Source organism: Enterobacter sp. BNK-22 (assembly GCF_048684805.1).
Taxonomy (GTDB): domain Bacteria; phylum Pseudomonadota; class Gammaproteobacteria; order Enterobacterales; family Enterobacteriaceae; genus Enterobacter; species Enterobacter quasiroggenkampii.
This window is the reverse complement of record NZ_JBLQTT010000001.1, coordinates 4,347,283-4,372,166: the sequence shown is the minus strand read 5'-3', so window position 1 is coordinate 4,372,166 and position 24,884 is coordinate 4,347,283. Positions and strand designations below refer to the sequence as shown.

Below are 24,884 nucleotides of genomic sequence, written 5' to 3'. Positions count from 1 at the left end.
TTATGAGCAATAATAAAACTTCAAAAACGAAGCTAACCGCTGGGAATTTGCATAAACACCTTTGTCCCCTTTTTATTTCGATAGCGGGTACCCTCGCCGCTAATGCCGAAGCCGCGACGGTGCCGGATGCCAGCCAGAGCAAAGGGCCAACCATGGGCCAGGCGGCTAACGGCACGCCAGTCGTGAATATCACCGATCCGAATGCGAAAGGTGTTTCACTGAATAAATTTGACCAGTTTAACGTTGATAAAAATGGTCTGATCTTTAACAACAGCATGCAGGATGGCGTGTCTAAGATCGGGGGCTATACGGTTAAAAACGCCCAGCTTGAGCATGAAGCAAAAGCCATTATCAGTGAAGTGACGGGCGCCCAGGCGTCCTATATTAACGGCACGATGGAAGTCTTTGGCAGAAAAGCGGACGTGATCGTTGCCAACGAAAACGGCATTAGCGTTAACGGCGCCACCACCATTAATGCCAACAGCCTGACGCTGAGTACCGGTAAGGTACAGATGAAAGAGGACGGCAACTATAAACTTGCGGTTGAGAAAGGTAACGTTTCTGTTACGGGACAAGGTATTTCTACCGAAGGGCTGACTTACTTCGACATCGTCAGCCGCAGCGCTCAACTGGAAGGTGAAATTGCGGGTCAGGCCGACATCAAGGTTGTTGCGGGCCAGAACGACTACGACCTCTCCAGCCGCGCGCATAGCGTTCGCAATGCGGGTGACGGACACGCACCGGATGTCGCGATTGATGGTCGGGCAATGGGGTCGATGTACGGCGGTAAAATTCAGCTTATCAGTACCGAGTCCGGCGCGGGCGTCTGTCACCAGGGCAGTATCATAGCCACGGATGATATTGAGATCAGCGCTAACGGCGACGTGACGCTGACGGGCATACGCAGCGACAAAAACGTCACCGTCAGCGGCAACAATATTGCCCTCAATAAAAACAGCAGCGGCGCCGGGAGCACCGAAGCGCAGAATAATATTATCCTGCATGCCCTCTCCGGCCTGACGGTGAATAACGACCTGATCTCCCGTACCGGTACCATCCGCATTGATGCGTCTACCCTGCTGCAAAACACGGCGGCAATCCTCGCGCAAAACAGTGTGACGACAGCGGTTCCCGCGATTCAGATTAATGTTGCCGGGCAGTACACCCTTTCCGGCAAACTCAAGGCGCTGGATGCTAACGGAGCCGTCATTTCCGGTGGCGTCGTTACGTTAAAAAATGGCGATTTTGTCGTCATTCAGAATGGCCAGCAGGTGCTATTCAGCACTCTCGTCTCCGACGCGGAGGTCGTCAGCAACAGTGGTGATATCAACATCACTGCGGGCAGCATGACCAACAATGAAGGCGTTATTCTCGCGAAGAGAGGAACACTTCAGTTCAACCTGACCGGCGCGTTTGAAAACAAGGGTTCCGTCAGCGCCACAGGGGATATCCGGATTGCATCAGGTTCGATGAAGAACAATGGCATTCTCTATGCCAGCAACGCCCAGACGCTGTCTGTCGGTCATCTTGACAATGCAGGCCGCCTCTTCGCGGATAAAAATCTGGTCATGACCGCCAGTGCCCTTAACAACAGTGGTCATATCGGTGCGGATAGCGGTGAGGTGCGCATTAACGTCAACAGTGATGTGTCAAACAGCGGTACCCTGAGCGGTAACGATGCGCTGATCTTTATTGATGCCGACGGTAATATCGTCAACGACGGCACCATTGCCAGCAACAAGCATGACGTGACGCTGGCATCCGGCGGTGACACCCTCAGCAATACCGGACGTATTGCAGGGCGTAATGTCTCCGCCAGTACCCGTAAGTCCGGTGCAACCGTCAGTAACCGCGGCAGCGTCAGCGCGAGCGAGAAGTTGACCATCGCCACCGAGAATCTGGAAAACCAGGGCGGCACGCTGAGTGCGGGCACAGACATGCAGCTTGATGTCAAAAAAGCGCTGCTGAACAGTCAAAAAGGCAGCATTGTTGCCGGAAAGAATCTGACCCTAAATGGCGACGGCGCGCTGGCTGTAAACAATAACGATGCGCTGATCCAGGGTGAAAATGTCCATGCCAGCGGAATTTCCACCCTCGCGAACACGCATGACGCACTGATCGCGGCAAGAGAAAACCTCTCCGTTTCAGCAACATCGTTGCTTAACGACGCCTCAACGATTCAGGCCGGTAGCCTGACGCTCGATCGCGTTAGCGTCGTCGATAACCTGAACGCCGCCACGCTGTATGCCAGCAAGACGCTGCAACTGACCCATCTCAACACGCTCAATAACACCGGCAGCTTTGTGATTTCTGACGGCACGCTGTCACTGTCCGATGTGAACACCCTCAATAACACTGAAGGTGCAACCCTGTTCGGCGCAGAAAACACCACGCTGAGAAACGTAGGTACCCTGAATAACAGCGGCGCCTCGATGATTAAATCGGATGCCGCTCTCTCCATCGCGGGAGCAACCACGCTTAACAACAGCAGCGATGCGGTGATTGCCTCTGCTGGCGATCTGACTATCAGCGGCGTGAAGACGTTAAACAACCGCGCCGTGATGATCGGTAACGGGACCATTGCGATCGACGACGTTGACGACCTGAATAACGAAGGTGTGGTTCAGGCGGGCCTGGATCTGATCATTCGCAACGTTAAAAACCTGACCAACAAAGGCGAAGATCATGTGTTGGTTGCGCTGCGTAATCTGACGATTGAAGACGTTGAGTCCCTCGTCAACAGCGACAGCGCGGTGATCTCCGCCAATATGAAAACGGTCCTGAACGCCATTGGCGTTGTGACAAACCGCACGGCGGGCATCATCCAGGCCGTTAATGGACCGCTGGAGATAGTTGCCGACACGCTGAGTAATCTCGGCAGTATCACCGCTGATGATGGACAGCAGTCAGTGTCCACTATCGTGGCGGGCGGCGACATCACGATTAACGCGCAAAACCTGGCCAACACCGAACAGGCGGTGATTGTGTCGACGCAAAACGATCTGTCAATTAACGTCGCTCACAATGTGATCAACTCTGACGCGGCAGTGATCTCTGGGGCAAATAACACCACCCTTAATGTGGCCGGAGGAACGATCACCAACGAAAGAAATGGTCTGATCGCCGGTAATAACGTCACGATCAACGCGTCGAAACTGAATAATCATGAATCTGGCGTAACAGTCGCCAGAAACGACATGAATCTCAACCTTGACACGCTAAATAACACCAGCGGCATCCTCGAAGCGGGCCATGATTTAATGCTCAGGGTGAAAGATTCCCTCACCCTGGATGACATGACCCGCAATATCCGCGCGGGTCATGATATGACGCTGAGCACCGAAGGCTCCCTGTTCAATAACACCATGATGGAAGTGATTGGCAACCTGACGCTGCAGGCAGACGGTAAATTTGTCAACAGCAAGTCTGTCGTGACGGGCGGGGATATGCACATCCATGCCGGTGGGATGACGAACAACAGTAACAGCCTGCTTTGGTCGCTAGGGCAGATGGATATTGATGTCCGCAATGGCACCTTTGTGAATGACTTTACGGGCAACATTCTGAGCATGGGCGACATGTCGCTCATCGCGAAAAGCCTGATTAACTACGCCGGGATCATTCGTTCCGAGCAAAATATTAATATTGATGCAGCCTATCTGGAAAACCAAAGTACCTATACGGGCGGCACGATTTCGCAAACCCAAACGCAGGACGCAGTGGGCCAGTGGTCCGGTGTAGATAACGTGATGACGCAGGTCAGCATCACCACGGTGCTGCACATTCCGGTATTGAGCTCCGATATCGCCATGGACAAACTTGGCGAAATCAGCGCGGGCAAAGATATCAATATCAACCAGCGCGATATCTTCGCGGACAAAGAGATCAAAAATACCGGCGGCCTGATCCAGGCGGGACGTGATATCACCATTACCGGTAATCTTCTGAACTCGCCAAAATATACGTCGGAATCGATGTATGATTATCTGCACCTCACGCTCAATGAACCGATCGTGCTGACCGACTTCTGGAAGGTGGCATCGGAGCACTACACGACGCTGACCTTCAGCTCGCTGTATCAATACCTCGATTTCGTCTTTGGCGACGGCGAGCCCGAGACCAAAAGCGGCAGCGAGGATCCGAACAGAGATCGTAGCTATAAATCTCTGATCGACGCCGCAAATACCTCAACCCAGCTCAGCTATGTCATGAGCAAAGTGTTTGGCGAAACGTGGAACGCGCAGGAGTACGGTACCCTGAGCGCAGCATGGCACAGTCTCAACGACGGTGATGCCAGCACTAACTCACTGAAGAAAAATATGATCTACTTTGTGCCGTCTGAAAAAGGCGAAATCACGGCGGGTCGTAACTTCACGCATAATGGCGGCACCCTGGATAACGGCCTGGCGAACGCGGGTACGATCAGAGAGAACGCCACTGTTCAGAATATCGACGTGGGTGACTACAGCGTAGATACGGTCATTGCGGGCTATGATGTTGCCGTCAATACCAAAACGCTGGAAGAGCTGGCCATGGGGATTAGCCCGCTGCCGACCATAAAGGATTTGGTCTCCCTGCCGGGGATGTTTGAAGTCACAGACGAATTCAAAAAAGCCTCCGCGGCGGCGAAAAACGGTACCGAATACAGCGGCCCGGCCAACCACATCATTCCAATTTTCGAAACGCGCCCGGAAATGATCGACCAGAGCAAGTACAGCGGCTCTGACTACTATTTCGACAAGGTGGATTACACCACCACCGAGACCGTTAACGTCATTGGGGATAACTACTTCATCTCCGAATTGATTCGTCGAGAGATCAGCCGCTCCGTGGGCAGCATGTTTGCGATACGAGACGGTCTCGAAGGCGATGCGCTGGTGCAGAATCTGATGGATAACGCCGGGATTGCGGCGAAAAACAGCGATCTGAATCTGGTAGTGGGCCAACCCCTGAGCGAAGAGCAGCGCAATGGGCTGACCCAGGATATCGTCTGGTTCGTGAGCCAGAACATCAAAGGGACGGAAGTGCTGGTACCGGTAGTCTACCTTTGCCCTGAAACCCTTCGCCAGCTGGCTTCCGGTGATATCAGCAATGGCACAGCGTCCATCGCTGCCGGGAATAGCCTGTCTGTTGATGCCACCGCCATCAACAACGTGAACGGTACCCTCTCCTCCCGGGGTGACGTTACGCTGGTGGCCGAGGGTGATATCAAAAATATCAGCAACGCGACGAATGCCGGCATCTCTGCGGTTAATAACGTCTCAATGACGTCGGAAAAGGGCAGCATTGCCTCTAACGGTGCGGCAGTAAACGCCGCTGGCGACATTGACATGAAGGCTGAACAAGGCGACATCACTCTGACCGCGTCTGTCGGCCACGGCGAAGACGGCAAGCAGATGATTCATGCGCACGATGACGGCGTCGCCGCTGGCGGCAGTATCAATATGCAGGCGAAAACTATCACCTCCAACGCGGCGGATATTACGGCAGGTCAGGACGTGACCATGAAGGCAAGCGAAGGTGACGTCACCTTCAACGACCTGCATCAGATTGATTCTACCCGTACCATCAATACCGAGATCACCGGTCTGTCCAGCTATACCACCACCGACATCAAAACGGTCAGCGGGGAAGCTATCGGCTCAACCGTCAAGGCTGGCGGTAACGTTCAGATTGATGCCAGCAAGAATGTGGTCATGGAAGGCGGCAGCATTAACGCCAACGGCGGCGCCATCAATGCGGCAGAAAACGTTGAGATAAAAACCTCTGAAAACGTGTCCGTTCAGGAACAAACCACGCAGTCTCGCCAGTTTATTGCTGATGCCTCTATCAGCGGCGGCGGTAAATCCGCCTCGGTGTCCTACGGCAAAAACGAGGGCACCACAAAAAATACCACTTCTGGCGACTACTCCAGCGCGGGCGGTAGCTCTGAAACCTCCGCGGTTGGCGACAAACCGGGCCGCGCGCCGATCACCGATACGGCAGGCTTCAGGGTGGGTATGGAAGACACGACCGATACCGTGTCGACCCAGAGCAAGCAGAACACCAACGCGTCCATTAATTTTGCCGATTCCGGTTCCGTGAATGCAGGAAAAACGGCGGATATTGGCGGCGCTGACCTTTCAGCCGGCGATAAGCTCAGCATTAACGCGCAGGATGTCGCCAGCACCAAATACGAGGATGAAACCAAAACCACCACCACCCACAAAGACCGCTTTGTCGGTATTTCAGGTGAGGCCCACAGTGCCGTAGCTGACGCGATCGACAAAACCGGTAATCTGATTGATAAATCGCAGAAAGGTCAGTCAATTAACGGCGGAACCACGACGGCGGAAGTGCTGGGCGATGTGTCCAACATCCTGTTGAACGATCTTGCTGGCGCCTCCGTCACTTTCGGCGGTAATACGACGAAAACGAAAGAAACGAGCACCGCAACGGCGGAGAACATCACCAATATCAATGCTAAAAACGTCAGCATTAATTCGACCAACGATACCACGCTCAACGGCGTGAACGTGAACTCGCAGAATACGGAGATCAATGCGGGTGGCGATGTGGACATCAACGCGGCGAAATCAACGACCTCTTACACCAGTGAAACCGACAAACACAAAGGCGGTATTACCGCAGGCGTAGGCGTGGATATTACCGGCATAAGCGGCGGCGTTTCGGTCGATTACAACGGCAGTACGGAGCACGGTTCCGGCGGCTCGACGTCGTACCAGAACAGTACCCTCACCGGCGAAAATGTGACGGTGAACGCGGGCGGTGATATGCACATGAAGGGCGCTAACATTGATGCTGCGAAGGCCGATGTGAATGTCGCGGGCGACATGACTGTCACCTCCGTGCAGGATACCGAGCACACCGAAAGCAGCCGCGGTAACTGGGGCGCCTCGGTGGGCATATCGGGCACGTCGACAGGCGTTATCCCTAACGTATCCGTAAACGGGGGCGGAGGCTCCGAGAGTTACGATTCGGCTAAAACAGCGAAGCAATCCGGTATCAATACCACGGGCGAACTGAATGTCAAAACCGGCGGCGACCTGAACATGACCGGGGCCAACCTGGTGTCTCAGGACGGCACGGGCTCGGTGAACGTTGCAGGCGATATCAATGCGAAAACGCTGGAAGACCACGTTGAGCAGGATGGTTTGTACGGCGGTGGCGGTATCGGCCTGAGCGTGAAGGACAAAAAGGCCGTCGTGCCGTCTGCGAACATCTACGTCGATACCGTGGATGAAATTCACTACAACGAAACGCAGAAATCCACCATCGCAGTGGGTGACACGACCAGCGCGGCGGTAAACGGTGAGCTCAACGCCGATAAAGAGGCAATGTCGACCGTGACGCGTGATGAGAAAGAAGCAGGAAATAACATCTCCTACACGCTCGCCGATCCGGGCATCCGCAAGAAGAAGAAAAACGGCGCTGACGCAGACAGCGATACGCCAGCGGTGCCGGATGACGGCCATACGGGCGGTGGCGGTTGTCCACACAAGTGTACGCCGACTAAGCCGGGCTCAGCGCAGCAGACCACGACAACGACGACGCGCACCACGTCCGATTCTCAGCACATGACGGTTGAGAAAACGACGGCGTCAACGACCTCCACGTCCGCCTCTTCGGTGGTGCATAAAGAGGCCGTCGCGTCTGAAACAGCACACAGTGAAGCCGTGCCGAAAGTCGTGCCGTCAGCGTCTCAGCCGTTGACGCCAAAAGCAAAACCAGAGGCCGCAACGGTTACGCCAGTGAAGAAATGGGCCGTACCGGAAACTCACTATCCGGTGCTTTCTCCGGGCTCCGCGACGGCTAAAACCGGTAAAGACATGCCGAAAACACCGGACCACAGGAAGTGGAATGGCGACATGACCAACGGCGTTGCGCCGTCCAGCAACACCAAAGGCGATGACGTCAAGCTCTCTCCGGGGTCGTCCACCGGTCAAACCGGGATGGATATGCCGAAAACGCCGGAGCACAAGCAGTGGAATGGCGACATGACCAATGGCGTTGCGCCGTCCAGCAACACCAAAGGCGATGACGTTAAGCTCTCTCCGGGATCGTCCACCGGTCAAACCGGGATGGATATGCCGAAAACGCCGGAACACAAGCAGTGGAACGGTGACATGAGCAAAGGTGCGATGAACGTGCGTCCCCAGTGGAAGGCGTTGCAAATCGATCGACCGATTAATATCTATGCCCCGGTGACCATCACCTTCACCGACCAGCAGTACAGCTAAAACAAAAGGGTCTGACTTTCGTCAGACCCTTTTTTTAACGCCCCATTCGTGCGTTATTCGTCTTCCAGGTACGTATAACCGTACAGACCCGCTTCAAACTCTTCCAGGAACTGCTGCTGCAGCGCATCGTCCAGCCCGGTGTTTTTCACCTGGTCGCGGAACTGCGTCAGCAGGGTTTTCGGATCGAGCTGAACGTATTCCAGCATGTCCGCCACGGTATCCCCTTCGTCAGACAGCTCAACTTCCACGCTGCCGTCAGGGAAGACAAACACGTCAACCGCCTCGGTATCACCGAACAGGTTGTGCATGTTGCCGAGGATCTCCTGATACGCGCCGACCATAAAGAAGCCCAGCATCGGCGGGTTCTCCGGATCGTACTCCGGCATTGGCATCGTCGTTGCGATACCGTCGCCATCAACGTAGTGGTCGATTGCGCCGTCAGAGTCACAGGTGATGTCCAGCAGCACCGCGCGACGTTCCGGGGCGTGGTTCAACCCTTCCAGCGGCAGAACCGGGAACAGCTGATCGATACCCCAGGCATCCGGCATCGACTGGAACAACGAAAAGTTGACGTAGATCTTATCCGCCATTCGCTCCTGCAGCTCGTCGATAATCGGACGATGCGCACGGTTGCTCGGGTCGAGCTGTTTCTGCACTTCATGGCACATGTTCAGATAGAGCTGCTCCGCCCACGCGCGCTCCTGCAGGCTGAAGGTGCCTGAGGAATACCCCACGTGGATGTCGTGCAGGTCCATCTGGCTGTCGTGCAGCCATTCGCGCAGGGAACGACGCGTGCCCGGCTCGTGCATCTCCTGCCAGGTTTCCCACATGCTCTGCAGGGAACGCGGCGCATCGTCTGCCGGCGGCGTCGCTTCGGTGGTTTCGCTGCGCTCAACGCCGATGATGTTTGAGACCAGCACCGTATGGTGCGCGGTGACCGCGCGACCGGATTCGGTGATCACCGTCGGGTGCGGCAGGCCGTTCTCTTCACAGGCATCGCCGATCGCCCAGATAATGTTGTTCGCGTATTCGTTCAGGCCGTAGTTCACGGAGCAGTCAGACTGCGAGCGGGTCCCTTCGTAGTCCACGCCCAGGCCGCCGCCCACGTCGAAGCACTGAATATTCACGCCAAGCTTGTGCAGCTCAACGTAGAAACGCGCTGACTCACGCACGCCGGTCGCGATATCGCGAATGTTGGCCATCTGCGAGCCGAGGTGGAAGTGCAGCAGCTGAATGCTGTCCAGACGCCCGCGCTCGCGCAGAATTTCTACCAGCTGCAGCACCTGGTTCGCCGCCAGGCCGAACTTGGATTTTTCGCCGCCGGAGGACTGCCATTTGCCGGAACCCTGTGACGCCAGACGCGCACGCACGCCAAGGCGTGGCACCACGTTCAGACGCTCGGCCTCTTCCAGCACGATGGCGATTTCAGTCATCTTCTCGATAACCAGATAGACCTTGTGGCCCATCTTCTCGCCAATCAGCGCCAGACGAATGTATTCACGGTCTTTATAGCCGTTACAGACGATCACTGAACGGGTCATGCCCGCATGGGCCAGAACCGCCATCAGCTCCGCTTTGGAGCCGGCTTCCAGACCCAGCGGCTCGCCGGAGTGGATCAGAGATTCGATCACGCGGCGGTGCTGGTTAACCTTGATGGGGTAAACCAGGAAGTAGTCGCCTTTATAGCCGTAGGATTCACGCGCGCGCTTGAACGCGGCGTTAATCGAACGCAGGCGATGTTGCAGGATCTGCGGGAAGCAGAACAGTGCAGGCAAACGCTGGCCCTGAGCTTCACGGGCTTTCACCAGTTTGGCGAGATCCACGCGCGCTTCAGGGACGTCCGGATCCGGGCAAACGCTGATGTGGCCCAGTTCGTTGACGTCGTAGTAGTTATTGCCCCACCAGGCAATATTGTAAGTGCGCAGCATCTTGCTGGCTTCCTCGGAGCTCATCGCAACCTCCTGCATAGAACGTAGTACACCCTGTTCGCCCGCTGACGAAGGCGAAAAAGAAGACATGTCGTCAGACATAGCGAACCTCAACTCTTTGTATTAAGTGTAAAACAGTTGACTACTATCGCAGCGTTATACGGCGATAACAACCCATAAACGGCTCCGTTTCCCAGCAGAGTATGCTGAAATCCAGACCGTGCGACCGGTTTCTTATTCATATCATTGTAAAACACGTATCCGAACTCTGTATGACAAGGTTCGGCGAAACCACGAGAAAACTCTTGTATTAACAAGAGCGCCCTTGTTCAGTTTTCACAAAGCGTGACCGGCCCTGGAATCCTGAGAAGCGCCGAGATGGGTATAACATCGGCAGGTTTGCAGACTAGAAATGCGGGTTGCGGGAATCAAATGCGCGCCAGAACGGCTGCGCTGAATTAGCGGAAAACGATGGTTCATTATCTCGTATCACCTCCACGGCCGCCTCTGCTGAAACGGACCCCAAGCCAAAGCTAAAAGTTCACTGCTTTACCCGGCTGGAAGTGGCGACACGATGAGTTCATCGAGCGCTTATTTTATATGAGCCGCGCGCCGCGTTTTATACCGAGAAGGGGGCTAAAAAGCAAAACAAAAATGCGCGTGTTGCCAGCACCGTCAGGAATTTTTGCCAGCAGCAATTTCAACTGAGTGAGAGATGAGTCAAAAAAAACTGGAAATCGGGTGAAGAAGTGACCTAAAATAGCCATCCAGATGTTAATCCATCTATACTGATTAACACTCATACTGCCAGTGTCAAAAACCTGCAGGCCTTGGTAGAATTATCTCCTTTGGCTATTCCACACAGCAGCTTGAGCTAACCAAATTCCTCTTAGGTGAAATAAAACATGGCAAAACACCTGTTTACGTCCGAGTCCGTATCAGAAGGACATCCTGATAAAATTGCTGACCAAATTTCCGATGCGGTGCTGGATGCGATCCTCGCGCAGGATCCAAAAGCGCGCGTCGCGTGTGAAACCTATGTCAAAACCGGCATGGTTCTGGTTGGCGGTGAGATCACCACCAGCGCATGGGTTGATATCGAAGAGATCACCCGTAACACGGTGCGTGAGATCGGTTATGTGCATTCTGATATGGGCTTTGATGCCAACTCCTGCGCGGTATTGAGCGCGATTGGCAAACAGTCTCCAGACATCAACCAGGGCGTTGACCGTGCCGATCCGCTGGAACAGGGCGCGGGCGACCAGGGCCTGATGTTCGGCTATGCAACCAACGAAACCGACGTGCTGATGCCAGCGCCGGTCACCTACGCACACCGTCTGGTGCAGCGTCAGGCTGAAGTGCGTAAGAACGGCACCCTGCCGTGGCTGCGTCCGGATGCAAAAAGCCAGGTCACCTTCCAGTACGACGACGGTAAAATTGTCGGTATTGATGCGGTCGTTCTGTCCACCCAACATTCCGAAGAGATCGATCAGAAATCCCTGCAGGAAGCAGTGATGGAAGAGATCATCAAGCCGGTTCTGCCAACCGAATGGCTGAGCAGCGCCACCAAATTCTTCATCAACCCAACCGGACGCTTTGTTATCGGCGGCCCAATGGGTGACTGCGGCCTGACCGGTCGTAAAATCATCGTTGATACCTACGGCGGCATGGCGCGTCACGGTGGCGGTGCATTCTCCGGTAAAGATCCATCAAAAGTGGACCGTTCTGCAGCGTACGCGGCACGTTATGTGGCGAAAAACATCGTGGCTGCCGGCCTGGCTGACCGCTGTGAGATTCAGGTTTCCTATGCTATCGGCGTGGCTGAACCCACCTCCATCATGGTGGAAACCTTCGGTACTGAGAAAGTGCCTTCAGAACAGCTGACCCTGCTGGTGCGCGAGTTCTTCGACCTGCGTCCATACGGCCTGATTCAGATGCTGGATCTGCTGCACCCAATCTACAAAGAAACCGCTGCATACGGTCACTTTGGTCGCGAACATTTCCCATGGGAAAAAACCGACAAAGCCGCGCTGCTGCGTGAAGCTGCCGGTCTGAAGTAATCGACTGACATCGCTTTTAAAAGGCCAGCCTTCGGGCTGGCCTTTTTTTGTCGGGTGGCGGCTACGCCTTACCCGACCTACGGGGTACGGAGTTTTTATAGACCGGGTAAGGCGCAGCCGCCACCCGGCTGAAAGGCGCACCGTTTGGAACCGATTACACCGCAGCGGATGTCTTCCGCTTTCAGAATATTCTCTTTGCGTGATCGCCTTTCTTCTGCTGTTACATTCCCTTTCAGTTAAGTCTGAAATGTGTCCTTTCGCGATGCGCATCACCTCATTTACCTCTATATTTTCAAAGCCTTAATTTTATTTACGGTTACACACGAGTGTAACCGATTACACCAATGTGATTAATCTCACATATTTTTACGGGTCGCTCACCTACCCTTAACATCAATAAAACTGATAACCCAACTGGAGGGCATAATGCCTGACAATAAAAAACAGGGGCGTACGTCCAACAAGGCGATGACATTCTTCGTCTGTTTCCTCGCCGCCCTGGCAGGATTACTTTTTGGCCTGGATATCGGCGTGATTGCCGGTGCATTACCTTTCATCACTGACGAGTTCCAGATCAGCGCTCACACCCAGGAGTGGGTGGTGAGCTCCATGATGTTTGGCGCGGCCGTCGGGGCCGTCGGCAGCGGCTGGCTCTCCTTCAAGCTCGGACGTAAAAAGAGCCTGATGATCGGCGCGATCCTGTTCGTTGCCGGCTCCCTCTTCTCTGCCGCAGCGCCTAACGTTGAGGTCCTGCTGGTTTCCCGCGTGCTGCTCGGTCTGGCCGTGGGCGTGGCGTCCTATACCGCCCCGCTTTACCTGTCTGAAATTGCGCCGGAGAAAATCCGCGGCAGTATGATTTCGATGTACCAGCTGATGATCACCATCGGTATCCTGGGCGCGTACCTTTCCGATACGGCGTTTAGCTACAGCGGCGCATGGCGCTGGATGCTCGGCGTGATCATCATCCCTGCAGTTCTGCTGCTGATTGGCGTCTTCTTCCTGCCGGACAGCCCGCGCTGGTTTGCTGCAAAACGCCGCTTCCACGATGCCGAACGCGTGCTGATGCGCCTGCGCGATACCAGCGCAGAAGCGAAAAACGAGCTGGAAGAGATCCGTGAAAGCCTGAAGGTCAAACAGTCCGGCTGGGCGCTGTTTAAAGAGAACAGCAACTTCCGTCGTGCCGTTTTCCTCGGCGTACTGCTGCAGGTGATGCAGCAGTTCACGGGGATGAACGTCATCATGTACTACGCGCCCAAAATCTTTGAGCTGGCGGGTTATACCAACACCACCGAGCAGATGTGGGGGACCGTCATCGTGGGTCTGACCAACGTGCTGGCGACCTTTATCGCCATCGGTCTGGTGGACCGCTGGGGACGTAAGCCAACCCTGACGCTGGGCTTCCTGGTGATGGCGGCCGGTATGGGCGTCCTCGGTACCATGATGCATGTGGGCATTCACTCCCCAACAGCCCAGTACTTTGCGGTAGGCATGCTGCTGATGTTTATCGTCGGGTTTGCGATGAGCGCCGGTCCGCTGATCTGGGTGCTGTGCTCTGAGATCCAGCCGCTGAAAGGGCGTGATTTTGGTATCACCTGCTCTACCGCAACCAACTGGATTGCTAACATGATCGTCGGCGCAACGTTCCTGACCATGCTCAATACTCTGGGTAATGCCAATACCTTCTGGGTCTACGCCGGTCTGAACATCTTCTTTATTGTGCTGACCATCTGGCTGGTTCCAGAAACCAAACACGTGTCTCTGGAACATATTGAACGTAACCTGATGAAAGGTCGTCCTCTGCGCGAAATCGGCGCCCACGACTGATCCTCTTACGGGAGGCGCCTCTTGCGCCTCCCCGCTTCGCGCTTTATGCTCTGCCCCTATGAAAGCACCCCGTCTCCCCATCGCCATTCAGCAGGCCGTTATGCGCAGCCTGCGAGAAAAACTCGCCCAGGCGAACCTGAAACTCGGTCGCAACTACCCTGAACCCAAACTCGTCTACCAGCAGCGTGGTACCTCGGCGGGCACCGCCTGGCTTGAGTCGTATGAGATCCGCCTTAACCCGGTGCTGATGATGGAAAACCAGCAGGCGTTTATCGATGAAGTGGTGCCGCACGAGCTGGCGCATCTGCTGGTGTGGAAACACTTTGGCCGCGTCGCGCCGCATGGAAAAGAGTGGAAGTGGATGATGGAGGCGGTGCTCGGCGTTCCGGCCCGCCGCACGCATCAGTTCGAGCTGGAATCGGTACGCCGCAATACCTTCCCCTACCGCTGTCAGTGCCAGCAGCACCAGCTTACCGTCCGTCGCCATAATCGCGTGGTGCGCGGCGAGGCGACCTACCGCTGCGTCAAATGTGGCGAGCCACTGGTGGCGGAATAATTATCTGAACTTTCAGGAACTTTCCTGATCTGACTGATTGCATACAGGAACAACATTCGTTACGTTGCGGGCTCGTTTTGACACGGAGTGTAAGATGTCCCGTAATTTTTCTCTTGCGGTCGCCTTTTTGACGACAGCGCTCTCAGGCCACGCCCTGGCCGACGGTATCAACAGTTTCTCTCAGGCCAAAGCGGCCGGTGTTAAGGTCAACGCCGACGTGCCGGGCGATTTCTACTGCGGCTGTAAAATTAACTGGCAGGGTAAAAAAGGGGTCGTTGACCTTGAGTCCTGCGGCTACAAGGTGCGTAAAAACGAAAACCGCGCCAGCCGTATTGAATGGGAACATGTCGTTCCGGCCTGGCAGTTTGGCCACCAGCGCCAGTGCTGGCAGGATGGCGGACGTAAAAACTGTGCCAAAGACCCGGTTTACCGCCAGATGGAAAGCGATATGCATAACCTGCAGCCAGCCGTGGGTGAAGTGAACGGCGACCGGGGTAACTTCATGTACAGCCAGTGGAACGGTGGCGAAGGCCAGTACGGCCAGTGCGGAATGAAGGTGGATTTTAAAGAGAAAGTCGCCGAGCCCCCTGCCCGCGCGCGCGGCAGCATTGCCCGCACCTATTTCTATATGCGCGACCGTTACGATCTCAACCTTTCCCGCCAGCAGACGCAGCTGTTCAACGCCTGGGACAAGCAGTACCCGGTGACGGAGTGGGAATGCCAGCGCGACGAACGTATCGCCAGAGTCCAGGGGAATCACAACCCTTACGTCCAGCGGGCTTGCCAGGCGCAAAAGAGCTAACCTACACTAGCGGCAATTCGCTTACATCGTATGAGACACGGAATTTCTGACTATGCGCATTCCCCGCATTTACCATCCTGAACTGATTACCGCAGGCCGCGAAATCGCCCTGTCTGATGACGCCGCCAACCACGTTGGCCGCGTGCTGCGCATGGGCGCCGGTCAGGCAATACAGTTGTTCGACGGCTCGAACCAGGTTTTCGACGCCGAAATTACGCGGGCAGATAAAAAAAGCGTAAACGTGAACGTCCTGCGCGGTGAAGTGGATGACCGGGAATCACCGCTGCACATCCATCTGGGCCAGGTGATGTCGCGCGGCGAGAAAATGGAGTTCACGATCCAGAAATCCATTGAACTGGGTGTAAGCCTCATTACGCCACTTTTTTCTGAGCGCTGTGGCGTTAAACTGGATGCGGAACGTCTGAACAAAAAGATCCAGCAGTGGCAGAAAATTGCCATCGCGGCTTGCGAACAGAGTGGCCGCAACCGGATTCCGGAGATCCGCCCGGCGATGGACCTGGAGGAGTGGTGTGCTGAAGAGGACAGTGGGCTGAAGCTCAATCTTCATCCGCGCGCCAGCGCCAGCATCAATACGCTGCCGCTGCCCGTTGAGCGCGTTCGCCTGCTGATTGGCCCCGAAGGCGGCCTGTCGGCGGACGAAATTGCGATGACGGCACGTTACCAGTTTACTGATATTCTGTTGGGACCACGCGTTCTGCGCACTGAGACAACGGCACTCACGGCCATTACCGCGCTACAGGTACGGTTTGGCGATCTGGGTTGACGCATTATTGGAGAGAAAGATGATCAAGCTCGGCATCGTGATGGACCCCATCGCAAACATCAACATCAAGAAAGATTCCAGCTTCGCCATGCTGCTGGAAGCGCAGCGTCGCGGCTATGAACTCCACTATATGGAGATGAACGATCTTTACCTGATCAACGGCGAAGCCCGCGCCCGCACCCGCATCGTTAACGTCGAGCAGAACTACGACAAATGGTATGAGTTCGGCACCGAGCAGGACATTGCGCTGGCCGATCTCAACGTCATTCTGATGCGTAAAGATCCGCCGTTCGACACCGAGTACATCTACTGCACCTATATTCTCGAACGTGCCGAAGAGAAGGGAACGCTGATCGTCAACAAGCCGCAGAGCCTGCGCGACTGTAACGAGAAGCTCTATACCGCCTGGTTCTCTGACCTGACGCCGGAAACCCTGGTGACCCGCAGCAAAACGCAGCTGAAGGAATTCTGGCAGAAGCACGGCGACATCATCATGAAGCCGCTGGACGGCATGGGCGGCGCGTCGATTTTCCGCGTGAAGGAAAGCGATCCGAACATTGGCGTGATTGCCGAAACGCTGACCGAACTGGGGACGCGTTACTGCATGGCGCAGAACTATATTCCGGCGATCAAAGACGGCGACAAACGCGTTCTGGTGGTGGATGGCGAACCGGTCCCTTACTGCCTGGCGCGTATCCCGCAGGGTGGCGAAACCCGTGGTAACCTGGCGGCCGGTGGCCGTGGTGAGCCGCGTCCGTTGACCGAAAGCGACTGGGAAATTGCCCGCCGCGTTGGCCCTACGCTGAAAGCCAAAGGCCTGATCTTCGTCGGACTGGATATCATCGGCGATCGTCTGACCGAAGTGAACGTCACCAGCCCGACCTGCATTCGTGAAATTGAGGCGGAATTCCCTGTCTCAATCACCGGCATGCTGATGGACGCTATCGAAAAACGTTTACAAAAATAACCTAACAATACTATTAGTGACAGCGCCTGAGTTTGTCCCCATACTGGGCGCTGTCGCTTTTTAAACCAGGAAACAGTACCTCTGACAATGAATTTACAGCATCACTTTCTTATTGCCATGCCTGCTCTCCAGGACCCGATTTTTCGCCGCGCCGTGGTTTATATTTGTGAATACAATGAAGACGGCGCGATGGGCATTATCATTAATAAACCGCTGGAAAATCTTCAGGTTGAAGGGATTCTGGACAAGCTGAAAATCCCGGCTGAAGCGCGACTGCCGGAAATCCGGCTTGATAAGCCCGTGATGCTGGGTGGACCTCTCGCAGAAGATCGCGGTTTTATCCTGCATACGCCGCCGGTATTCTCTTCCAGCATTCGCATCTCCGACAACACCGTTATCACGACCTCGCGTGACGTGCTCGAAACGCTGGGCACCGCAGAGCAGCCTTCTGAAGTGCTGGTGGCGCTGGGCTATTCGTCGTGGGAGAAAGGCCAGCTTGAGCAGGAGATCCTCGATAACGCCTGGCTCACCGCGCCTGCGGACATGAATATCCTGTTTAAAACGCCGATAGCCGATCGCTGGCGCGACGCGGCGAAACTGATTGGAATTGATATTCTGACCATGCCTGGCGTAGCGGGGCACGCCTGATGAGCGGAACGCTTCTGGCCTTCGATTTTGGTACCAAAAGCATCGGCGTCGCCGTGGGGCAGCGCATCACCGGTACCGCGCGCCCGCTTACGGCCCTGAAGGCCAACGACGGTACGCCGGACTGGAACCTCATTGAGCGCCTGCTCAAGGAGTGGCAGCCGGATGACGTGATTGTAGGGCTGCCGCTGAACATGGACGGTACCGAACAGCCGCTGACCGCCCGGGCGCGTAAGTTCGCCAATAAAATCCATGGCCGCTTTGGCGTCTCCGTGAAGCTGCACGACGAGCGTCTGAGCACCGTCGAAGCGCGCGCGGGTCTGTTTGAGCACGGTGGCTTCCGGGCGCTGAACAAAGGCAGCGTCGACTCCGCTTCTGCCGTCATCATCCTCGAAAGCTATTTCGAGCAGGGCTTTTAAGCACAGGGGCCTACAGCCGCCCCTGCGCCCGTCTCTCCGCCAGGCTCTGGTCAAAGTTCTGCATGCCTGCCTGCTGACCAGTTTGAATGATGCCGGGCAGCTGCCACGTTTTTCCTTCACGTATCAGATTCGCCGCCGCCGCGGTATTCACCAGCAGCTCATACAGCGCGACGCGCCCGCCCTGAAGATCGGGAAGCAGTTTCTGCGCCAGCACCGCACGCAGGCTGCCGGCCAGCTGGTTACGCACCGGATCTTTCTCCTGCGCCGGGAACGTATCGACCAGCCGCTCAATCGCCTGCGATGCCCCGCGCGTATGCAGGGTCGCCAGCACCAGATGCCCGGTCTCTGCTGCCGTTAGCGCCAGACGGATCGTTTCGCTGTCGCGCAGCTCCCCGAGCAAAATCACGTCAGGATCCTGGCGTAAGGCGCTGCGCAGCGCGTCGGCAAATGACGGGCTGTGCTGACCGATCTCCCGCTGCTGGATCAGGCAACGCTCGCTCTGGTAGATAAATTCCACCGGATCTTCGAGCGTGAGGATATGGCCGTCAGTATGGTGGTTGAGAAAATCGACCATCGCCGCCAGCGTCGTGGATTTACCGCTGCCGGTCGCCCCCGTCACCAGAATCAACCCGGATTCATTGGTTAACAGTTCCGGGATGGCCCTCGGCGCACCCAGTGAAGCGAGCTGCGGACAGGTACGCGGCAACAGCCGCAGCGTCACAGAGACACCGCGCATCTGCTTAAAGGCACTGCCGCGCAGGCGCTGGCCTCCCGCCACCGTCGCGGCAAAATCCACCTGCCCGCTGGCCCACCATATCCCCTGCTGCTCATCGTTGAGCCACGCTTTTAACAACGCCCCGACATCGGGAGGAGGAAACGGTGCCGGTTCAAGGCGGCCTGTTCTGCGCCAGCTGGGTGGCGAATCACTGCACAGGTGTAGATCGGAGACGTTATGCTTTACACTAAGGGCCACAATTTCTTCCACATCCATAGACTACTCCTCGGAAAATGAACGACATTGCGCATAACCTGGCACAGGTCCGGGACAAAATCTCAGCCGCCGCAGCGCGTTGCTGCCGGGCTTCAGAAGAAATTACGCTGCTTGCAGTCAGTAAAACCAAGCCTGCGAGCGCCATCGCAGAAGCCATTGACGCAGGCCAACGGGCGTTTGGTGAAAACTACGTGCAGGAAGGCGTGGATAAAATTCGCTACTTCCAGGAACAGGGGAAGACGGATCTGCAGTGGCACTTTATTGGCCCACTGCAGTCGAACAAAAGCCGTCTGGTGGCAGAGCACTTCGACTGGTGTCACACCATTGATCGCCTGCGTATTGCGACGCGTCTGAACGACCAGCGTCCGGCAGAGATGCCAGCGCTTAACGTGCTGATTCAGGTCAACATCAGTGACGAAAACAGCAAGTCCGGCATTGCGCTGAGCGAGCTGGATGCGCTGGCAGCCGAAGTGGCCGAACTGCCGCGCTTAACTCTGCGTGGTTTGATGGCAATCCCGGCGCCTGAGTCAAGTTATGAAAGGCAGTTTGCCGTGGCACAGCAAATGGCTGTAGCATTTGAGGCGCTTAAAGCGCGCTATCACACGGTAGACACGCTTTCTCTGGGCATGTCGGATGATATGGAAGCCGCCATTGCGGCAGGCAGCACGATGGTGCGCATCGGCACGGCAATTTTCGGTGCGCGCGACTACTCAAAATAATAAGGAAACCTGAGGAACGCCATGAAGACGTTGACTTTCCTGCTCTCAACGGTCATTGAGCTGTACACGATGGCGCTTTTGCTGCGCGTCTGGATGCAGTGGGCCCGCTGTGATTTTTACAATCCGTTCTCGCAGTTTGTCGTGAAAATCACGCAACCTGTTGTCGGACCGCTGCGCCGTATTATCCCGGCCATGGGTCCCATCGACAGCTCGTCTCTGCTGGTGGCGTTTATTCTGAGCGTTATCAAAGCGATCGTGCTGTTTATGGTCATCACCTTCCAGCCGATTATCTGGATTGCCGCCGTTCTGATTCTGATCAAAACCATCGGCCTGCTGATTTTCTGGGTGCTGCTGGTTATGGCGATCATGAGCTGGGTCAGCCAGGGCCGTAGCCCGGTAGAGTATGCCTTGATTCAGCTGGCCGAGCCGCTGCTGCGTCCAATCCGTAACCTGCTTCCGTCTATGGGCGGCATCGATTTTTCGCCGATGATCCTGGTTCTGCTGCTCTATGTGATCAACATGGGGATCGCTGAACTGCTGCAGTCCACGGGCGATATGCTGCTGCCGGGGCTGTGGATGGCGCTATGAGTGCAGTAAGCACCTGCGCTGACGGGCTGGTTTTACGGCTGTATATTCAGCCGAAAGCCAGCCGTGACAATATTGTTGGACTGCATGGCGACGAGTTAAAAGTCGCCATCACCGCCCCGCCGGTTGACGGCCAGGCGAACGCGCATCTGACCAAATATCTGGCAAAACAGTTTCGCGTCGCCAAAAGCCAGGTCATCATTGAAAAAGGCGAACTGGGGCGACATAAACAGGTAAAAATCCTTAATCCGCAATCTATCCCGACGGAAGTCGCGGCTCTGACAGAACAGGACTAAACCATGCAGAAAGTTGTTCTCGCGACCGGCAACGCCGGTAAAGTGCGCGAGCTGGCCTCGCTATTAAATGATTTTGGTCTGGACGTGGTCGCCCAGACCGATCTTGGCGTGGATTCCGCCGAAGAGACGGGGCTGACGTTTATCGAAAATGCGATCCTCAAAGCCCGCCATGCCGCGCAGATTACGGGCCTGCCCGCGATTGCCGACGACTCCGGCCTGGCCGTAGACGCCCTCGGCGGCGCGCCGGGGATCTACTCCGCGCGCTATTCCGGCGTTGACGCTACCGACCAGCAGAATCTGGAAAAGCTGCTTGTCGCCCTGAAAGACGTTCCGGACGAGCAGCGCACCGCGCAGTTCCACTGCGTGCTGGTCTATCTGCGTCACGCGGAGGACCCGACGCCGATCGTCTGCCACGGCAGCTGGCCGGGGGTGATTACCCGTGAAGCGGCTGGCAATGGCGGCTTTGGTTACGACCCGATTTTCTTTGTCCCTTCCGAGGGCAAAACCGCTGCGGAACTGACCCGCGAAGAGAAAAGCGCGATTTCCCACCGTGGACGCGCGCTGAAACTGTTACTGGAAGCACTGCGTAATGGCTAATTTGCCGCCTCTGAGTCTTTATATTCACATCCCGTGGTGCGTACAGAAATGCCCGTACTGCGATTTCAACTCGCACGCGCTGAAGGGCGAAGTGCCGCACGATGACTACGTTGCGCATCTGTTGGCCGACCTGGACGCCGATGTACCTTACGCACAGGGACGTGAAGTTAAGACCATTTTCATTGGTGGCGGTACGCCGAGCCTGCTGTCAGGCCCGGCGATGCAAACGCTGCTGGACGGCGTGCGTGCGCGCCTGAACCTGGCAGCGGATGCTGAAATTACGATGGAAGCCAACCCCGGCACCGTTGAGGCCGACCGTTTTGTCGACTATCAGCGCGCGGGCGTGAACCGCATCTCCATCGGCGTGCAGAGCTTTAGCGAGCCGAAACTGAAGCGCCTGGGGCGTATTCACGGCCCGGAAGAGGCGAAGCGCGCGGCAAACCTGGCGACCGGTCTTAATCTTCGCAGCTTTAACCTCGATTTGATGCACGGTCTGCCGGATCAGTCTCTGGACGAGGCGCTGGACGACCTGCGTCAGGCAATCGAACTGAACCCGCCGCACCTGTCGTGGTACCAGCTCACCATCGAGCCCAACACCCTGTTTGGCTCGCGTCCGCCGGTGCTGCCGGATGACGACGCGCTATGGGATATCTTCGAGCAGGGTCACAGGCTTTTAACCGCTGCGGGCTATCAGCAGTACGAAACGTCGGCGTATGCGAAGCCGGGCTACCAGTGTCAGCACAACCTGAACTACTGGCGTTTTGGCGACTATCTCGGGATTGGCTGCGGCGCGCACGGTAAGGTGACTTTCCCGGACGGGCGCATTCTGCGCACCGCCAAAACCCGTCACCCGCGCGGGTATATGGAAGGCCGCTACCTGGAGCGTCAGCACGACGTCGAGGCGGCGGATAAACCGTTTGAGTTCTTTATGAACCGCTTCCGCCTGCTGGAAGCCGCGCCGCGCGCGGAGTTTGCGCTGTTTACCGGGCTGCCGGAATCGGTGATTCGCCCGCAGATCGACGAGGCGCTGGCCCAGGGATATCTCACGGAATGTGATGATTGCTGGCAGATCACCGAGCACGGCAAACTGTTCTTAAACTCCCTTCTTGAGCTGTTCCTCGCCGAAGATTCCTGAAGGCTGATTCAGGATTTTGCATCCCGTTCTGCCAGCTGAGGGAAAGGCTGGCAGAGTGTGGGGATGGAAATTACGCGTTCATATGCAAAACAGCTCAGACGCGAGCTGACAACGGAAGAAAGGCGGCTTTGGTATCTACTGCGCAGCCGCCGTTTCGAAAATTATAAATTTCGCCGACAGCATCCGGTAGGAAACTACATACTGGATTTCGCCTGCTGCGAAGCACGTCTGGCAGTTGAGCTGGATGGCGGACAGCATAATGAAAATCAGGAATACGATCGTCAAAAGACGTTGTGGTTAAACCAAAAGGGCTGGCACGTTATTCGATTCTGGAACAACGAACTTTGGAATAATGAAGAGGCTGTGTTGGAAAAGATCCTTGAGACACTGCAAATGCTGCAACCCTCACCCCGGCCCTCTCCCTGAAAGAGAGAGGGAGCAAATCATCCCCTCGCCCCTTTGGGGAGAGGGTTAGGGTGAGGGGCCCAGCGCGCAGAGACCTTACTTCAGCGTCCCCACCAGCGCCTTCCGGCTGTCTTCCAGCGACACCACGCGTTTACACACGTCTTTGCCGAACTGCTGGAAATCATCTTCCTGGTTTTTCCACTCGTTCTGAATGGAGGTTTGCAGGCCGCCCAGACTGCCCAGCACGCCCTGCAGCGGGTTACCGCCGCCTTTCAGCACCGCTTTGGCACCCATCTCGTTGATGCTGTCCTGCAGGATGCCGCCCATCGCCTGGTTCACTAGCTGCTGCCCGTCGGCACGGACCTGATCAATCGCCTTGTAGTGGAACGTCAGGCCGTCGGAGCGCGTCTCAATAATGCGGTTCATCTGTTCTTTAAGCTGCTTGTCCAGCTTCGTCAGGCGGGTGCGCATGTTACTGCTCTCCCCCACCTCTTTGGTGATGATCTTATCCAGCGCCACGCGGCTCTTTTCGACGCGCGTCAGGGCACCTTCATTAATCCACGGCAGCGCGGTACGCAATTCGGACTGGTAGTCTTTCGCCTGCTCACGCTGTGCGGCAGTCAGGTTGTACTGCTTGCCGTTATAGGTGACGTTCCCTTCTGGCGTAATCACCAGATTGCCGTTCTCGCCTTTGACCTGCACGGTTTGCGGGCTTAACACCACGTCATCACGCGGGGTGACGCTACATTGATAATCCGCATGGGCGGTGAATCCGGTTGCCATTAAAGCAACAGCCAGCAACGTTTTGCGCATCTTAAACACTCCCTCAGACAAAACGGGCCAGCTAATGCTGGCCCCTTACTGCTTAATTAGTCCCACCAAACGTCGAAAAGTTCGCTGACGCGGACATCTTCGAGCTTGTGGTCTTCAAGCCATTTACGGACCAGAGCCTGATGTTCTTCGGTGCATTTACCCACTTCCTGGGTGCAGATCAGACCTTCCCAGGCCAGATAGCCGCTACCGTCGAAGGCCAGTTTGTTTGGCTCGATCACCTCGTTGATGAACGCATCCACGTCCTGATCGATCTGCTCAACGCTGGTGCCTTCCGGGAAACGCCACGCAACGGAGAAGCCCACTTCCTGGAATTCTTCGATGTGCATCTTTTTACGCAGACGACGGCTACGATTCTTTGCCATTATTTCACCCTCTCGAACATTAAGTCCCATACACCGTGACCAAGACGATGGCCACGCTGTTCAAATTTCGTTACCGGACGCGATTCCGGACGCGGTACATAGTCGTTGCTCGCAGACTGGTTTTTGTAACCGTCCAGCGACGACATCACTTCCAGCATATGTTCCGCATACGGTTCCCAGTCGGTCGCCATATGGAAGACACCGCCCAGCTTCAGCTTGCTTTTAACCAGCTCGGCAAACGGCGCCTGAACGATACGGCGTTTATTATGACGCGCTTTGTGCCACGGGTCAGGGAAAAAGAGCTGAACCATGGTTAAAGAATTGTCAGGAATCATTTTGTGCAGCACTTCCACCGCGTCGTGACACATCACGCGCAGGTTCTCAACGCCCTCTTCATGGGCCGTTGCCAGACACGCACCAACGCCCGGGGAGTGGACTTCGATACCGAGGAAGTTCTGCTCCGGGCGCGCTTTCGCCATGGTCACCAGTGAGGCGCCCATACCGAAGCCAATTTCCAGCGTGATCGGCGCGTCGCGACCAAACAGCTCGGCAAAATCCAGAGGCTGCTCGCTGAACTCAACGCCCATCACCGGCCAGTAGTTGTCCAGCGCGTGTTGCTGACCTTTTGTCAGGCGGCCCTGACGACGGACAAAGCTGCGAATTCGGCGCAGCGGGCGACCGTTTTCATCAAATTCCGGTGAAATGACGTCGTTTTTCATAAAAGAGTTGTCTGCT

At 55.9% G+C, this 24,884-nt stretch carries 23 protein-coding genes; 15 read left to right on the top strand and 8 right to left on the bottom strand.

The features are described from left to right. Window positions 1–2: 2 nt before the first annotated feature. Window positions 3–8,240 carry a hemagglutinin repeat-containing protein gene (locus ACMGGE_RS20725; RefSeq protein WP_420294109.1) on the top strand — a complete coding sequence of 2,746 codons (8,238 nt, stop codon included), beginning with the start codon at window positions 3–5 and terminating at the stop codon, window positions 8,238–8,240. Window positions 8,241–8,293: 53 nt separating this feature from the next. Here the strand turns inward: ACMGGE_RS20725 and speA are convergent, their stop codons facing one another. From speA to ACMGGE_RS20705, 4 genes are all read right to left on the bottom strand, one after another. Next, entirely contained in the window at window positions 8,294–10,270 is a 1,977-nt protein-coding gene (gene speA / locus ACMGGE_RS20720; protein ID WP_008499744.1) for a biosynthetic arginine decarboxylase, read from the bottom strand. Window positions 10,271–10,278: 8 nt separating this feature from the next. Continuing rightward, window positions 10,279–10,410, bottom strand: coding sequence for an acid stress response protein YqgB (gene yqgB, locus ACMGGE_RS20715; protein WP_127312443.1), 132 nt, complete (start codon window positions 10,408–10,410; stop codon window positions 10,279–10,281). A gap of 94 nt (window positions 10,411–10,504) precedes the next feature. Then, entirely contained in the window at window positions 10,505–10,648 is a 144-nt protein-coding gene (locus tag ACMGGE_RS20710; protein WP_418250466.1) for a hypothetical protein, read from the bottom strand. Window positions 10,649–10,764: 116 nt separating this feature from the next. Next, window positions 10,765–10,935: a hypothetical protein gene (locus tag ACMGGE_RS20705; RefSeq protein WP_045335271.1), complete on the bottom strand. Its 171-nt coding sequence runs from the start codon at window positions 10,933–10,935 to the stop codon at window positions 10,765–10,767. A 138-nt stretch (window positions 10,936–11,073) separates the two neighbouring features. Here ACMGGE_RS20705 and metK point away from each other — a divergent pair, with 138 nt between their 5' ends. The 8 genes from metK (at window position 11,074) to ruvX (ending at window position 18,225) form a co-directional block, all read left to right on the top strand. After that, complete coding sequence (metK, locus tag ACMGGE_RS20700; protein ID WP_014885184.1) at window positions 11,074–12,228, top strand: methionine adenosyltransferase; 1,155 nt, start codon at window positions 11,074–11,076, stop codon at window positions 12,226–12,228. Between the two features lie 426 nt (window positions 12,229–12,654). After that, a complete protein-coding gene (gene galP, locus ACMGGE_RS20695) occupies window positions 12,655–14,052 on the top strand; it encodes a galactose/proton symporter (RefSeq protein WP_008499747.1) in 1,398 nt (465 codons plus the stop codon). Between the two features lie 58 nt (window positions 14,053–14,110). After that, the gene (locus ACMGGE_RS20690) at window positions 14,111–14,608 is read left to right on the top strand and encodes a SprT family zinc-dependent metalloprotease (protein WP_021242073.1); all 498 of its coding nucleotides are present in this window, start codon (window positions 14,111–14,113) and stop codon (window positions 14,606–14,608) included. 94 nt (window positions 14,609–14,702) lie between these two features. Further along, window positions 14,703–15,410, top strand: coding sequence for a deoxyribonuclease I (gene endA, locus ACMGGE_RS20685; protein ID WP_023333343.1), 708 nt, complete (start codon window positions 14,703–14,705; stop codon window positions 15,408–15,410). Window positions 15,411–15,462: 52 nt separating this feature from the next. Beyond that, window positions 15,463–16,194, top strand: a complete 732-nt coding sequence (gene rsmE, locus ACMGGE_RS20680) for a 16S rRNA (uracil(1498)-N(3))-methyltransferase (protein ID WP_196352742.1) — start codon at window positions 15,463–15,465, stop codon at window positions 16,192–16,194. Window positions 16,195–16,213: 19 nt separating this feature from the next. Next, window positions 16,214–17,161, top strand: coding sequence for a glutathione synthase (gene gshB, locus ACMGGE_RS20675; protein ID WP_032675473.1), 948 nt, complete (start codon window positions 16,214–16,216; stop codon window positions 17,159–17,161). 87 nt (window positions 17,162–17,248) lie between these two features. After that, on the top strand, window positions 17,249–17,809 hold the full coding sequence (locus ACMGGE_RS20670; RefSeq protein WP_008499752.1) for a YqgE/AlgH family protein: 561 nt from the start codon (window positions 17,249–17,251) through the stop codon (window positions 17,807–17,809). Then, window positions 17,809–18,225, top strand: a complete 417-nt coding sequence (gene ruvX / locus ACMGGE_RS20665; protein ID WP_021242076.1) for a Holliday junction resolvase RuvX — start codon at window positions 17,809–17,811, stop codon at window positions 18,223–18,225. Before ACMGGE_RS20670 ends, ruvX begins: the two co-directional genes overlap by 1 nt. A 10-nt stretch (window positions 18,226–18,235) precedes the next feature. On the opposite strand, the gene ACMGGE_RS20660 is transcribed toward ruvX, so the two are convergent. Further along, entirely contained in the window at window positions 18,236–19,216 is a 981-nt protein-coding gene (locus ACMGGE_RS20660) for a type IV pilus twitching motility protein PilT (RefSeq protein ID WP_420294108.1), read from the bottom strand. Between the two features lie 17 nt (window positions 19,217–19,233). Here ACMGGE_RS20660 and ACMGGE_RS20655 point away from each other — a divergent pair, with 17 nt between their 5' ends. The 6 genes from ACMGGE_RS20655 (at window position 19,234) to ACMGGE_RS20630 (ending at window position 22,974) form a co-directional block, all read left to right on the top strand. After that, window positions 19,234–19,935: a YggS family pyridoxal phosphate-dependent enzyme gene (locus ACMGGE_RS20655; RefSeq protein WP_420294107.1), complete on the top strand. Its 702-nt coding sequence runs from the start codon at window positions 19,234–19,236 to the stop codon at window positions 19,933–19,935. A gap of 21 nt (window positions 19,936–19,956) precedes the next feature. Beyond that, entirely contained in the window at window positions 19,957–20,523 is a 567-nt protein-coding gene (locus ACMGGE_RS20650; RefSeq protein WP_045909933.1) for a YggT family protein, read from the top strand. After that, complete coding sequence (gene yggU, locus ACMGGE_RS20645) at window positions 20,520–20,816, top strand: DUF167 family protein YggU (protein WP_045909934.1); 297 nt, start codon at window positions 20,520–20,522, stop codon at window positions 20,814–20,816. Before ACMGGE_RS20650 ends, yggU begins: the two co-directional genes overlap by 4 nt. A gap of 3 nt (window positions 20,817–20,819) precedes the next feature. Next, a complete protein-coding gene (locus tag ACMGGE_RS20640; RefSeq protein ID WP_025912468.1) occupies window positions 20,820–21,413 on the top strand; it encodes an XTP/dITP diphosphatase in 594 nt (197 codons plus the stop codon). Continuing rightward, window positions 21,406–22,548 carry a radical SAM family heme chaperone HemW gene (hemW, locus tag ACMGGE_RS20635; RefSeq protein WP_420294106.1) on the top strand — a complete coding sequence of 381 codons (1,143 nt, stop codon included), beginning with the start codon at window positions 21,406–21,408 and terminating at the stop codon, window positions 22,546–22,548. Before ACMGGE_RS20640 ends, hemW begins: the two co-directional genes overlap by 8 nt. 63 nt (window positions 22,549–22,611) lie before the next feature. After that, window positions 22,612–22,974 carry an endonuclease domain-containing protein gene (locus ACMGGE_RS20630; RefSeq protein WP_420294105.1) on the top strand — a complete coding sequence of 121 codons (363 nt, stop codon included), beginning with the start codon at window positions 22,612–22,614 and terminating at the stop codon, window positions 22,972–22,974. A gap of 75 nt (window positions 22,975–23,049) precedes the next feature. On the opposite strand, the gene ACMGGE_RS20625 is transcribed toward ACMGGE_RS20630, so the two are convergent. From ACMGGE_RS20625 to trmB, 3 genes are read right to left on the bottom strand one after another with little or no spacing between them, the layout of a single operon-like run. Next, entirely contained in the window at window positions 23,050–23,766 is a 717-nt protein-coding gene (locus ACMGGE_RS20625) for a DUF2884 domain-containing protein (RefSeq protein WP_008499762.1), read from the bottom strand. A gap of 56 nt (window positions 23,767–23,822) precedes the next feature. Continuing rightward, window positions 23,823–24,149, bottom strand: coding sequence for a YggL family protein (locus ACMGGE_RS20620; protein WP_003862421.1), 327 nt, complete (start codon window positions 24,147–24,149; stop codon window positions 23,823–23,825). Next, window positions 24,149–24,868 carry a tRNA (guanosine(46)-N7)-methyltransferase TrmB gene (trmB, locus tag ACMGGE_RS20615; protein WP_048224819.1) on the bottom strand — a complete coding sequence of 240 codons (720 nt, stop codon included), beginning with the start codon at window positions 24,866–24,868 and terminating at the stop codon, window positions 24,149–24,151. Before trmB ends, ACMGGE_RS20620 begins: the two co-directional genes overlap by 1 nt. Window positions 24,869–24,884: the final 16 nt, after the last annotated feature.